The sequence below is a fragment of the Pseudarthrobacter sp. MDT1-40-2 genome, from assembly GCF_059383595.1.
Window position 1 is genome coordinate 781632 of record NZ_JBWZCL010000002.1, and the last position, 12256, is coordinate 793887.

11 protein-coding genes are annotated in these 12256 nt (G+C 64.2%); 7 read left to right on the forward strand and 4 right to left on the reverse strand.

The features are described from left to right. Positions 1-68 precede the first annotated feature (68 nt). Together AC50X5_RS09870 and AC50X5_RS09875 are read left to right on the forward strand one after the other, a co-directional pair. A complete protein-coding gene (locus AC50X5_RS09870) occupies positions 69-560 on the forward strand; it encodes a hypothetical protein (protein ID WP_494975892.1) in 492 nt (163 codons plus the stop codon). Beyond that, positions 557-1516, forward strand: coding sequence for a prenyltransferase/squalene oxidase repeat-containing protein (locus AC50X5_RS09875; RefSeq protein ID WP_494975893.1), 960 nt, complete (start codon positions 557-559; stop codon positions 1514-1516). The genes AC50X5_RS09870 and AC50X5_RS09875 overlap by 4 nt, the downstream gene beginning before the upstream one ends. Here the strand turns inward: AC50X5_RS09875 and AC50X5_RS09880 are convergent. Further along, positions 1513-3216 (reverse strand): alpha-amylase family protein, encoded by a 1704-nt coding sequence (locus tag AC50X5_RS09880; protein WP_494975894.1) that lies wholly within the window; start codon positions 3214-3216, stop codon positions 1513-1515. The two genes, AC50X5_RS09875 and AC50X5_RS09880, sit on opposite strands and share 4 nt — an antisense overlap. Next, positions 3213-4220, reverse strand: a complete 1008-nt coding sequence (locus tag AC50X5_RS09885; RefSeq protein WP_494975895.1) for a TIGR03885 family FMN-dependent LLM class oxidoreductase — start codon at positions 4218-4220, stop codon at positions 3213-3215. The genes AC50X5_RS09880 and AC50X5_RS09885 overlap by 4 nt, the downstream gene beginning before the upstream one ends. Positions 4221-4344: 124 nt before the next feature. Between AC50X5_RS09885 and AC50X5_RS09890 the strand changes: the two genes are divergently transcribed. Beyond that, positions 4345-5421, forward strand: a complete 1077-nt coding sequence (locus tag AC50X5_RS09890; RefSeq protein ID WP_494975896.1) for an ATP-dependent DNA ligase — start codon at positions 4345-4347, stop codon at positions 5419-5421. A 9-nt stretch (positions 5422-5430) separates the two neighbouring features. On the opposite strand, the gene AC50X5_RS09895 is transcribed toward AC50X5_RS09890, so the two are convergent. Together AC50X5_RS09895 and AC50X5_RS09900 are read right to left on the reverse strand one after the other, a co-directional pair. Next, positions 5431-5760 carry a LapA family protein gene (locus tag AC50X5_RS09895; RefSeq protein WP_494975897.1) on the reverse strand — a complete coding sequence of 110 codons (330 nt, stop codon included), beginning with the start codon at positions 5758-5760 and terminating at the stop codon, positions 5431-5433. 278 nt (positions 5761-6038) lie between these two features. After that, entirely contained in the window at positions 6039-7358 is a 1320-nt protein-coding gene (locus AC50X5_RS09900; protein ID WP_494975898.1) for an MFS transporter, read from the reverse strand. A gap of 346 nt (positions 7359-7704) precedes the next feature. Between AC50X5_RS09900 and AC50X5_RS09905 the strand changes: the two genes are divergently transcribed. From AC50X5_RS09905 to pcaH, 4 genes are all read left to right on the forward strand, one after another. Beyond that, positions 7705-8445: an IclR family transcriptional regulator gene (locus tag AC50X5_RS09905; RefSeq protein WP_494976089.1), complete on the forward strand. Its 741-nt coding sequence runs from the start codon at positions 7705-7707 to the stop codon at positions 8443-8445. A 183-nt stretch (positions 8446-8628) separates the two neighbouring features. Continuing rightward, a complete protein-coding gene (locus tag AC50X5_RS09910) occupies positions 8629-9510 on the forward strand; it encodes a shikimate dehydrogenase (RefSeq protein WP_494975899.1) in 882 nt (293 codons plus the stop codon). Continuing rightward, on the forward strand, positions 9510-11405 hold the full coding sequence (locus tag AC50X5_RS09915; RefSeq protein ID WP_494975900.1) for a bifunctional sugar phosphate isomerase/epimerase/4-hydroxyphenylpyruvate dioxygenase family protein: 1896 nt from the start codon (positions 9510-9512) through the stop codon (positions 11403-11405). Before AC50X5_RS09910 ends, AC50X5_RS09915 begins: the two co-directional genes overlap by 1 nt. 64 nt (positions 11406-11469) lie before the next feature. Beyond that, positions 11470-12255, forward strand: coding sequence for a protocatechuate 3,4-dioxygenase subunit beta (pcaH, locus tag AC50X5_RS09920; protein ID WP_494975901.1), 786 nt, complete (start codon positions 11470-11472; stop codon positions 12253-12255). Position 12256: the final 1 nt, after the last annotated feature.

A 12256-nucleotide genomic window follows, 5' to 3' on the forward strand; every position in this document is an offset into this window, starting at 1 on the left:
CCCGGTTAGTTCTTCGCACCGAGACCGTTTCCGGCGTTTCTGTCCGGGCGTCCGCTTAGGGTGGTGGCATGCAACCTGTGCAGGATTTTTACCTGGTCTTGTCCGCCATCGCCGCCGTGGCACCCGTGGCAACGTTCGGTGTAGTGCTGGTGGCATACCTCAGCTACCGGCAAAAGCTCCGGGCGGACCGCCGGGACCAGTGGTGGAAACGGGCTCAGTGGGCCATCGATGCCGCTCTTTACGATGCCGATCCGCAGCGTCGGCTGGCCGGGCTGAAGGTGATGGTCGAACTCATCGGCAGCGACCTCGCCACCACCGCCGATGCCGAACTCATGAGCGATCTCGCCGTCGGGATCCAGGACCAGGAACTGGCGTACGACGGCGGCATCCGGACAGGCGTGCGCCCCGGCCGCCGGCCCGAGGAGGGAGGAGGAGGGAGCGCCGTCGCACTTCCTTCCAGGGGACAGACCGTGACGGCCGCCTCCGCGGCATCGGCCCGGATCCTGGCGGAGGCGGAAAGGCTCCTTGAAAAGGCGGCCGGGTTGCGGGAGGTTCCATGATCGTCGATGAGGGCTGGCTTCTGGATGCCGATCCGGCAATCCGCTGGCAGGTATTACGCGATCTCACTGACGCCCCTGCCGCCGACGTCGCGGCAGAGCGGTCACGAGTGGCAGAGACTGGTTGGGGGAAGAAGCTCCTTGACCTGCAGCATGATGGCCAGTGGGCAGGCGGAGCCTACTTTCCGGCCCGCGATTGGCGTCCGAGGCAGCCTGTTGTAGGCGACCCGGAAGGCCAGCCCTGGACCGCAACTTTACCTACCCTTCGGCTGCTCCGGGATTTTGGCATAGACCCCACGAACCCCATGGTCCGCGCGGCGTTGCAGGGCGTCCGGGAGCACAGTACCTGGGAGTACGCCGGTGAGCCGTTTTTCGACGGCGAGGTGGAGCCGTGCATCAACGGCAGCACTGTTTCGATCGGGGCATACTTCGGCGAGAACGTGGATGGGATCGTCGTGAAATTACTGGGCGGGCAACTCGCTGACGGGGGATGGAATTGCGAGGCGGAGAGAGGGTCCACCAGGTCCTCCTTCCACTCAACCATCTGCGTCCTGGAAGGACTGCTGGAGTACGAATACGCTGGCGGGCCGGTGCCCGTGGGCGAAGCCCGACGCCGGGGTGAAGAGTATCTGCTGGCGCGTAAGCTGTTTCGGCGCGCCAGCACTGGAGAGGTCGCCGGCCCTGATTGGTTGCAGTTCTCCTTCCCGGTGCAATGGCACTACGACGTCCTGCGCGGGCTCGACTACTTTCGGGCAGTTGGTGGGCCCGTCGATAGGAGATTGGAGGAGGCGATCGAGCTGGTGCGCAGCAAGCAGCAGCCCAATGGAAGCTGGCTGTTAGAAAACACCCATCCGGGATTGGCCTACTTTCAGATGGAAGAAGGCGACGGCAAGCCCAGCCGCTGGAATACCCTCCGTGCACGCCGCATCCTGGGTTGGTATGACGCCAGGCAGGCCTAAGGTGCCAGCCGGTCACCCGATTCGTGGACACGGAACCACTTGTAGCCGTAGCGGCCCAGCTCCACCGTGAAGGTGCCGTCCGGTTCCAAAGGGATATTGTCGCCATCCAAGAGGTCCAGCAGGACGCAGCCCTTGTATTTGAGGCGCCGCTCCTGGGGTGACCCGTCCTCCGGGCCTACGGCAGCGCTGACCGTCACCGGCTCCTCACCGAAGTTGTGCAGCAATACCAGCGCCCCGCCATCGGACGTGCAGGTGTGGGCAAAAACGGCGTGCTCCGGCTGATCAATGACCGCGAACCGGCCCCAGCCCAACTCCGGTGACTCACGGTAGCGCTGGATGAGGCCGGCCATAAAGTTCCACAGGGAGTTGGGATCGCGCTTGGCTGCTGCCGCATTGACGTGGTCAGGGCCGAAGTCGCCGCTGACCATGGGAGCTATCAGCCGTGACGGATCAGCGCCGGAGAATCCGCCGTTTGTACCGTCACTCCATTGCATGGGACTGCGGACGGCGCTGCGGCCTTTTTGGCCCAGATCCTCGCCCATGCCGATCTCCTCGCCGTAGAACAGCACGGGTGTGCCCGGCAGGGTGAACATCAGCGAGTAGACCATGCGGATCCGCTCCTGGTCTCCGCCCAGCATGGGTGGCAACCGGCGGCGCAAGCCGCGGCCGTAAATCTGCATGTCCTCATCCGGGCCGAAGGCAGCGAAGACCTCCTCGCGTTCGGCGTCGCTGATCTTGTCCAGTGTGAGTTCGTCATGGTTCCGCACGAACATGGCCCACTGGTTGTCCGGGTGCAAGGCCGGACGGCTCTTAAGCGTCTCCGCCAAAGGCCCGGCGTCCTGCCTGGCCAGCGACAGGTAAAGGTGCTGCATGGACATGAAGTCGAACTGCATGTTCAGCTCATTGCCCTCGGTCCCGAAAAACTCCAGCTGCTCCTTGTACGGCAGGTTCACTTCACCCAGCAGGATGGCGGCACCGTTCCGGCGGTTCAGGAAGCTGCGCAGTGCGGCCAGGTAGTTGTGCGGGTCAAGGGCGGCCACTTCGTCCTTGGGCTGGCCGCGGGTTTCCAGGAAGAACGGGACGGCGTCCAGCCGGAATCCGTCCAGCCCCAATTCGAGCCACAGCCCCATGGCTTTGACGATCTCGTTCCGGACCTTGGGATTGGTGACGTTCAGGTCCGGCTGGTGCTTGGCGAACATGTGCAGGTACCACTCGCCGGTGGCCTCATCCTGGGTCCACAGCGACGTTTCCTCGCCGGGGAACACCACTTCGGACGATGTATCCGGCGGGGTGTCTTTTCGCCAGACGTAGTAGTCGCGGTAGGGGTTGTCCGTGGACTTTTTGGATTCGATGAACCACGGGTGCTTGTCCGAGGTGTGGTTCACCACGAAGTCCGCAATCACCCGCATGCCCCTGTCCTTGGCGGCGCGAATGAATTCAACGAAATCCCCCAGGTCGCCCAGCCGGGAATCGACGCTGAGGAAGTCGGTGACGTCGTAACCGTCGTCCCGGTCCGGGGTGGGGTAAAACGGCATCAGCCAGATGCAGGTGACCCCCAGTGCGGCGAGGTAGTCCACGCGCTGGGCGAGGCCCGCGAGGTCCCCGATGCCGTCGTCGTCGTCGTCGAAAAACGTCTCCACGTCCAGGCAGTAGATGACGGCGTTTTTCCACCAGAGGTCCGAGGTCTCCGCAATCCTCATACCGGAAACCCGGTAGCCGAGGAGGCGCCAACGGCCACTGTTTCCGACGTGCGCAGTCGCGGAAGAACGTCGCCGGCGAATGCGTCAATGAACGGAGTTTGGTCCTGGCCGACAAAGTGCAGGTACATCTCGTCAAAACCGAGATCCCGGTAGCCGGCCAGCCACTCAACGTGCTGGTCGAGGCTGGCCGAGATATTGACGGAGCTACGCACCTGCTCGATGCCGATGTGTTCGCTGACGATGTCGAAGTGGCCGGCGGTGGCCAGGTCCCAGGTGACGGGCGGGCTGAAGGTGTTGCTGCGCCATTGATCCAGGGCGAAGGCCTCGGCGTCTTCCTCCCGTGGCGCCCAGGACAGATGGACCTGAATAATGGTCGGGCCTTTTCCGCCGTTCTCCCGGTACGCGGCCAGCATCTCCTTCAGGGTTTCCGTTGGCTGGTTCACGGTGACCAACCCGTCAGCCCAGGCCGCTGACCGCTTGGCGGTGGCGACGCTGATAGCAGGGGCGATCAGCAGGGGAGCAGGGTCCGGCACCTCCCAAACCCGGGCCTGTTCGACGGTGACCAGGCCGTGGTGGGTTACCTCCTCGCCGCGATGCAGGCGGCGGATGATGTCCACGCACTCTTCCAGCCGTCGTTGGCGTACCTCCTTGGGCGGCCAGGCGTCGCCGGTGATGTGCTCGTTCATGTTCTCGCCGCTGCCGGTCGCCATCCAGAACCTGCCCGGGAACATGCCGGCCAAGGTGGCTGAAGCGTGGGCCGTAATGGCGGGATGGTAGCGCTGCCCGGGTGCTGTGACCACACCAAACTTCAGGTTTGTGGTGGCCAGGGCCGCGCCCAACCAGGACCAGGCGTAACCGGAATGTCCCTGCCGGGCGGACCAGGGTTCAATATGGTCCGAGCACATGGCGGCATCAAAACCGGCCCGCTCAGCGTGCTGGACGTCCTTGAGGAGCTGTGCGGGACTGATCTGTTCGTGCGATGCGTGGAAGCCAACAGTAACCATCCCTTATGACTACCGTCCCGGGTGGTGCTGTGTCGAGGGTTGCCGAGGCTCCTTTCCGCCTTGCTGTGCCGATTGCTGTACCGATTCCTTGTGCCCTGGAACTCCGCGCGGCAAGAATGGGCCTATGGAACTGCCCGTGATGCCACCCGTAAAGCCCATGCTTGCCAAGTCAGTAGCCCGGATCCCGGAAGGGGAATTGAGCTACGAACCCAAGTGGGACGGGTTCCGCTCCATCATCTTCCGTGACGGGGACGAGCTGGAGATCGGCAGCCGCAATGAAAAACCCATGACCCGCTACTTTCCGGAGCTGGTGGCGGCGTTGAAGGAGAACCTGCCGCAGCAATGCGTTTTGGACGGCGAGATCGTCATGGTGGGCGCCTCCGGAGACAGGCTGGACTTCGACATGCTCCAGCAGCGCATCCACCCGGCAGCCAGCCGCGTGAAGCTCCTGGCCCAGCAGACACCCGCCAGTTTCGTGGCCTTTGACCTGCTGGCACTCGGCGGCGAGGACTACTCAGGCCGCCCCTTCTCCGAGCGGCGGGAAGCCCTGGAAAAGGCGCTTGCGAACGCGGCGGCCCCGGTCTACTTCACCGCGGCAACCCCGGACAAGGACCTTGCACAGCAATGGTTCCAGCAGTTTGAGGGCGCCGGCCTGGACGGCATCATCGCCAAACCCCTGGACGGGAGTTACCAGCCGGACAAGCGGGTGATGTTCAAGATCAAGCACGAACGCACTGCCGACTGCGTGGTGGCCGGCTATCGCGTTCACAAAAACGACACGAAGGCAGTGGGATCGCTGCTGCTGGGGCTATACAACGGTGACGGCGCGCTGGCTAGTGTTGGGGTGATCGGCGCCTTCCCGATGCAGCGCCGTCGTGAATTGTTCGAGGAACTGCAGCCGCTGGTGACTGATTTCGCCGGCCATCCGTGGGCGTGGGGCCGGCAGGAAGAGGGGGACAGGACGCCGCGGAACGCCGAGGGCAGCCGCTGGAGTGCCGGCAAGGACCTGTCCTTCGTGCCGCTGCGTCCTGAGCGGGTGGTGGAAGTGAAGTACGACCACATGGAGGGGGAGCGGTTCCGGCACACCGCGCAGTTTGTGCGGTGGCGGCCGGACCGCGAACCGGGATCGTGCACCTACGCCCAGTTGGAGGAACCGGTCAGCTTCGACCTGGCATCTGTCCTCGCTACCGGACGGGGGTAGCGCCAGCAGTCAGATCTTCGGCTGGTTTCGGGCGCGGGACCTGAGTTGGAGAATCCTGGCGGCGCCCGATACGGCGACCAGCACGCCACCACCTACGGCTGCAATCAGGAGGGCAACTCCGGAGGCGATGGTGCCTTCGAGACCGAAAAAGGCGATCGTGACGTCGTTTTGGTTCTGAACGATGAAGATGATGAGGAGTATCAGCAGGATCAGTGCTGCCAGGGTTGAGGCCCAGGCCATGCCTGCCCTTGTAACAGCGGAACGGTTCTGGTTGCCCGATGTAGGCCCGGAGGCAGGACTACCAGCGCCCTGGGTGGGGCGCGGTTCTTGTGTGGTCATGGCCTGTCCTGCCTTTGTTGTGGTTGCACCAGTCCGGACGATCACTCTCAACGCTAGGCAGCGCCCCGACCCTATTCAACGCAGGCCGTCCAACTGCAACTCTCCTGTTATTGGAACGACGCATGTTCCCATCGCCGCAGGCGCGCCTGGGAAAAACGTAACATAACCATCACTACGGGGCCCGCACGTCTCCTTCGCCCTCGATCCTCTGGAGACACGGCGAAGGCCCGGCGCGTTGTTCACGGCGCCGGGCCAAGCCTTCAGGGAGCGGGACGGAGCTACTTCACACCAAGTTTCTGGGTGGGGACCCTGAATGTTTCCTTGGCCGTGAGTGCCGAGATGGCTGCGATGGAGCAGATGACGGCCGTGAAGATGCTGATCTGTACCCAACCGCCGGGCCTGATGCCGCCCATGGCTGCCACGATGGCCGGCGCAAAGCCTGCCATCAGGAAGCCCAGTTGCGTGCCGATGGCCAGGCCGGAGAAGCGGACCTTGGTGCTGAACATCTCCGCGTAGAAGGACGGCCAGACGGCGTTCGAGGCTGCGTAGCCGCAGGAGAAGAAGGCGATCGCGGCAAGGAACATCAGCAGCACGCTGCCGGATTCCAGGCTGAGCAGAAACACAGGAGTCAGGACTGCGCTGGAGATTGCGCCGTAGATGAAGACCGGCTTGCGGCCGATCCTGTCCGCCAGCATGCCAAACAGCGGCTGTGTCCCCAAGGCCACCAGGTTCGCGCCGACAACGAGCCACAGCGTGGTGGTGCCGTCCACTCCGGCCACGGTCTTGGCGTAGCTGATGGCCAGTGTGCCGAACACCGTGGAGACGGCGGCGATGAAGGCGCAGCAGACCACACGGAGGACGTCGCGCCAGTGGGTCTTCAGGAGGTCGGCCACGGGGAGCTTGGAGATCTGGGCGGTCTTTTGGGCTTCTTCGAATGCCGGCGGTTCGTGCAGGGTGCGGCGGATGAAGAACGCGACGATTACCACCACGGCACTGAGCCAGAACGGAATGCGCCAGCCGATGCCGTACTTGATCTCGTCAGGCAGTGCGAGCACCGGGATGAAGACGAGGGCTGCGAGGATCTGGCCGCCCTGCGTGCCGGTGAGGGTCCAGGAAGTGAAGAAGGACCGCCTGTTGTCCGGCGCGTGTTCCAGGGTCATGGAGGAAGCGCCGGCCTGCTCGCCCGCCGCTGAGAGGCCCTGGCAGAGGCGGGCCACCACCAGCAGCGCAGGCGCCCACCAGCCGACTGTGTTGAAGTCAGGGAGGCAGCCAATAAGGAAGGTGGAAGCGCCCATCAGCAGCAGTGTGAACATCAGCACCTTCCGCCGGCCTACCCTGTCACCGAAATGGCCAAGAATAACGGCCCCCACCGGACGTGCAACGTACGCGAAGCCGAACGTTGCGAAGGACATGATGGCGGCATTGGCATCAGCATCCGGGAAGAAAACCGTGGGGAAGATGAGGGCAGCTGCCGAACCGAAAATGAAGAAGTCGTAATATTCAACGGCGCTGCCCAGGAAGCTGGCGACGGCTGCCTTCTTAGGTGTCCCGCCTTGGGTAGCAGTACCCGCCCCGGCGGACGGAAGTGTCTGGCTCATGGAGTTCCTTTGATGTGACTACGTTGTCGCGGAATGGTGACGCTAGGATCTGGGGCCGCATCTGCCGCAGCCGGGGTTGGTGGCTGGTACGTGCTAGGCGGCAATAGCCCCATGGAAACGGACCCGTAGCCACATGGTGAGAGCTACTGGTGCGATACAGCAATAATGACTGTGAGTGGGATCACCTGTCAAGAAAAACAATCACCATCTAGAAATAGTTCTCACGATGTGGCAACATCGACTCATGAGTGTGAACCAAGACACAGCCACTGACCTGACTGACGCAACGGAAGTGGAGTCCGGCACTGAAGCCGGCGCCGCATCTGTCAAGACCGACCGGACGGACATGGTGGGCAAGGCCCTGGGCCTGCTGGTCCTTCTTGGCGACGAGCCGCGGGGCGCCACTGCCGCCGAGCTTTCGCGGCGGGCCGGCTTACCGTTCAGCACCACGTACCGCTTGCTGGGTTCACTGACGCGGGACGGGTTCGTGGACTATGAGGAGGACGGCCGCCGCTACCACCTCGGGCTTCGGATTTTCCAGCTGGGCCAGCGGGTATCCAACCATCACGGGTTCGCAGGCACGGCGATGCCTATCCTGCGCCGGGTCACCGAGGAGACCGGCGAGGCCACCATCCTCAGCGTCCGGGACGGCCACCACCACCTCACGGTGAACAAGGTTGACGGCCCGCAGATGTTCCGTGTCACCAGTGATCCGGGCCATCTGGGCTCGCTGCACACCACCGCGGTGGGCAAGGCCCTGGTGGCCTTCGCAGAGGACTCCGAGCGGGAGGCTCTTCTGGAGGGGCTTGAGCTGAAGCCCCTAACTGAGCGGTCCATCACGGACCGGCAGGCTTTCCGTGCCGAAATAGAGCGGGTCCGCAGCCAGGGCTACGCGGTAATGGATGAGGAAAACGAAATCGGCATGCGGGCCGTCGCCGTGCCGCTGCTTAACTCCCAAGGGCAGGCATTCGCATCCCTTGCCACGGCTGTTCCTGTTTTTCGGTTGAGCCTTGAAGCGTTGGTGGCACACGTTCCGCTGCTGCAGGCGGCAGCGGCCGAACTTGCAGCTCGGCTGCCGCAGCGGTGATGAGGACCGTCTGTGCAGGCCCGAGAGCCTGGAAGATGCGGCGTCATCGGATTCGATTGTTCGTATGTAGAACAAGAGTGCAAGAAGTGAACATCTGCTGTACTGTACTTTCTATCGCCCGGCCCGCCGCGGTTGCCCTGTGCAACAAGGCCCGCCAGGTGCCGTACCAAAGGAGCTGCCCGGATGAGTAATCGAACTGAGTCCTACCTGGTGGGACTGGTCGGCGATGGCGTGACGCCGTCACTCACCCCGCCCATGCACGAACGCGAAGCCGACGTCCACGGGTTGCGCTACCTCTACCGCCCCATAGACCTGCAGGAACTTGGGCTTCCTGCAGAATCCGTGGGCGAGCTGCTGCGCAGTGCGCGCAGCCTGGGCTTCAACGGCCTGAACATCACCCACCCATGCAAGCAGCTGGTCCTGCAACACCTGGATGAGGTCACGCCGGACGCCCTGAAGCTGGGTGCGGTCAACACCGTCGTGATCCGGGAAGGCCAGTTCATCGGGCATAACACAGACTTCTCCGGCTTCGCATCCGCGCTCGCCACTGGCCTGCCCGCTGCCCGCCTGGATCGCGTGGTCCAGTTGGGAGCCGGCGGCGCCGGTTCCGCCGTGGCCTACGCCCTGCTCACCGCTGGAGTCCAGACGCTGGACCTGGTGGACACAGATCCTGCCCGCTGCGCCGCCCGCGCCACGGAACTGGCCGGCTTTTTCCCGGACCGCACCGTCACGGCACGCCCGACGGCGGAGCTGCCGCGCCTGATGGCCCTCGCCGACGGCCTGGTTCACTGCACCCCGGTGGGAATGGCCTCGCATCCCGGCACCCCGCTGGACCTCGAACTGCTGGAGCAGAGGCATTGGGTAGCAGACATCGTCTACCGCCCCATCGACACCGAACTGGTCCTGGCCGCGCGCGCCAAAGGCTGCCAGGTGCTGGACGGCGGCCGGATGGCCGTGGGCCAGGCCGCGGACGCATTCCGGATTTTCACCGGCCGGGAAGCGGATGCGGAACGGATGCGGGCGCACTTCCTGGAGCTCGTGGCGTCAGAAGGAGCGGCTGCCTGATGCGCACTGGAATTGCAACCGTATGCCTCTCCGGCACCCTCAAGGAGAAGATGCAGGCCTGCGCCATCGCTGGTTTTGACGGGATTGAAATCTTTGAACAGGATCTGGTGACTTCCTCGCTGACGCCTGAGGAGATCCGCAAGATGGCAGCGGACCTAGGCCTCACGCTGGACCTCTACCAGCCGTTCCGCGACTTCGACAGTGTCAGTGAGGACCTCCTCGCTGCCAACCTCCGCCGGGCCGGGGCCAAGTTCCGCCTGATGTCCAGGCTGGGCATGGACACCATCCTGGTCTGTTCCAACGTGGCAACCGCCAGTATCGACAGCGACGAGTTACGGGTGGAGCAGCTGGGCCGGCTGGCTGCACTCGCCGGGGAGCACGGCGTTAAGGTCGCCTACGAGGCGTTGGCCTGGGGCAAGTACGTCAGCGACTACGAGCACGCGCACCGCCTGGTGGAGGCGGTGGACCACCCCAACCTGGGCACCTGCCTGGACTCCTTCCACATCCTGTCCCGGGACTGGGATACCGCGCCCATCGAATCCTTCAATCCAGAGAAGATCTTCTTCGTTCAGGTGGCTGACGCCCCCAAGCTCTCCATGGACGTGTTGTCCTGGAGCCGCCACTACCGGGTGTTCCCGGGCGAGGGCCAGTTCGAACTGGCCAAGTTCATGGGCCATGTGGTCCGTGCCGGCTACGCGGGGCCGGTATCCCTGGAAATCTTCAACGACGTCTTCCGCCAGTCCGACGTCGAACGCACCGCCGTGGACGCCATGCGTTCGCTCATCTGGCTGGAAGAGCAGAGCGCCAAGTGGCTGGAGGCTGCGGCTGCGGCTGCCGGCACTGCCGCGGCTGGACCTGCTGCCGGCAACCGGGCCGCTTTCCGCCGTCGGTATCCCATGGAACTTGCCACGCTCCCACAGGTCGCCGACCCCACGGGCTACAACTTCGCCGAGGTCAGGGCAGGGGACACCCAGGGTCTGGAGACGCTGCTGGGCCAGTTGGGCTTCGGGTTCAACGGCCGGCACCGCACCAAGGACGTCCAGCTCTGGACCATGGGGAACGCCCGGGTAATCATCAACGAGGCGGCACCGGAAACGGACGGGGCGGCTCCGGCCATTGCCGCTCTGGGCTTCGACGTCGAATCTCCGGTGATTGCCTCCGCCCGGGCCCAGCAACTCAAAGCCCCCGTGGTACCCCGCAAAAGCCAGGCCAACGAGGAGGTCTTCCAAGGGTTCGCGGCCCCGGACTCCACGGAAATCTTCCTGTGCCAGGGCAGCGCCGACGGAACAGCCGCGTGGACCCATGAGTTCGGCGAGGGGCTGGAGCTGCCTGCTCCTGCCGGTTCCGCGGTGATCGACCACGTAAACCTTGCCCAGCCCTGGCAGCACTTCGACGAGGCCGTGCTGTTCTACACCAGTGCCCTGGCCCTGGAGCCGCAGCCGTTCGCGGAAGTGCCAAGCCCCACCGGCCTGGTCCGATCGCAAGTAATGCTTACCGAAGACCGTGCGGTGCGCCTGGTGCTGAACCTGGCCCCTCTCCAGCAGCAGCGCAGGAGCTACCAGGAACACATCGCCTTCGCGGTGGACGACCTGGTGGCCACCGCACGGGCCTGCCGAAAGCGCGGCCTCGACTTCCTGCAGATCCCGGCCAACTACTACGAGGACCTGGACGCCCGTTTCGCGCTGGAGCCGGATTTCCTTGCGACCCTGCAGGAACTGAACCTCCTGTATGACCGGGACGCGGACGGCGAATTCCTGCATTTCTACACCGCCACCGTGGGCAACGTGTTCTTCGAAATGGTGGAACGCCGCGGCCGCTATGACGGCTACGGGGCCCCGAATGCCCCGGTGCGGCACGCGGTCCAGTATGACGGTCCGCAGCAGGCCCGGCACTAACAAAACCCGAACACGACCCAGCAGAACACAGCTACCAGAACACAGAAGAGAAAAGGAGGCCGCAGTGGAGACACAGCAGGATCTCAGTGCAGAAATCAACGCCATGGGCGATGCCTACGCGCGGGCACTCAAGGACGGCGCCCCTGCGGAGACCCAGCCCCGGCTGGACTACCCGCCCTACCGCAGCTCCATCCTGCGGCACCCCACCAAAAGCCTGCACCATGCGGACCCGGAGACCATAGAACTGCACTCCCCGGCGTTCGGCCACCAGGACGTGCACGCGCTGGAAGCAGACCTGACCATCCAGCACAACGGTGAACCCCAGGGCGAGCGGATCATCGTGGCCGGCAAGGTGTTGGACGGCGATGGCCGCCCGGTGGCAGGCCAGCTGGTGGAGATCTGGCAGGCAAACGCTTCAGGGCGCTACATCCACAAGCGGGACCAGCACCCGGCACCGCTTGATCCCAACTTCACGGGCATTGGCCGCTGCATCACCGGCCCGGACGGCTCGTACCGCTTCACCACCATCAAGCCTGGCGCTTACCCGTGGAAGAACCACCTGAACGCCTGGCGTCCGGCGCACATCCACTTCTCCATGTTCGGCACCGAGTTCACCCAGCGCATCATCACGCAGATGTACTTCCCGGGTGACCAGCTCTTCCCGTTGGATCCGATCTACCAGACCATCGTGGACCAAGATGCCCGGGATCGCCTGGTGGCTAGGTACGACCACAACCTCACGGAACCCGAGTGGGCGCTGGGCTACAACTGGGACATCATCCTGACCGGCCCTAAGCGGACCTGGACCGAAAACGAGGCGCTGGGCGCCGACGGCGACGAGAGCGAGTAAC

Coding starts and splice junctions, on each gene's coding strand:
- AC50X5_RS09870 (WP_494975892.1), top strand. CDS start 69: ATGCAACCTGTGCAGGATTTTTACCTGGTCTTGTCCGCCATCGCCGCC.
- AC50X5_RS09880 (WP_494975894.1), bottom strand. CDS start 3,216: ATGAGGATTGCGGAGACCTCGGACCTCTGGTGGAAAAACGCCGTCATC.
- AC50X5_RS09895 (WP_494975897.1), bottom strand. CDS start 5,760: ATGACCACACAAGAACCGCGCCCCACCCAGGGCGCTGGTAGTCCTGCC.
- AC50X5_RS09915 (WP_494975900.1), top strand. CDS start 9,510: ATGCGCACTGGAATTGCAACCGTATGCCTCTCCGGCACCCTCAAGGAG.
- AC50X5_RS09885 (WP_494975895.1), bottom strand. CDS start 4,220: ATGGTTACTGTTGGCTTCCACGCATCGCACGAACAGATCAGTCCCGCA.
- AC50X5_RS09900 (WP_494975898.1), bottom strand. CDS start 7,358: ATGAGCCAGACACTTCCGTCCGCCGGGGCGGGTACTGCTACCCAAGGC.
- AC50X5_RS09905 (WP_494976089.1), top strand. CDS start 7,705: ATGGTGGGCAAGGCCCTGGGCCTGCTGGTCCTTCTTGGCGACGAGCCG.
- AC50X5_RS09910 (WP_494975899.1), top strand. CDS start 8,629: ATGAGTAATCGAACTGAGTCCTACCTGGTGGGACTGGTCGGCGATGGC.
- AC50X5_RS09890 (WP_494975896.1), top strand. CDS start 4,345: ATGGAACTGCCCGTGATGCCACCCGTAAAGCCCATGCTTGCCAAGTCA.
- AC50X5_RS09875 (WP_494975893.1), top strand. CDS start 557: ATGATCGTCGATGAGGGCTGGCTTCTGGATGCCGATCCGGCAATCCGC.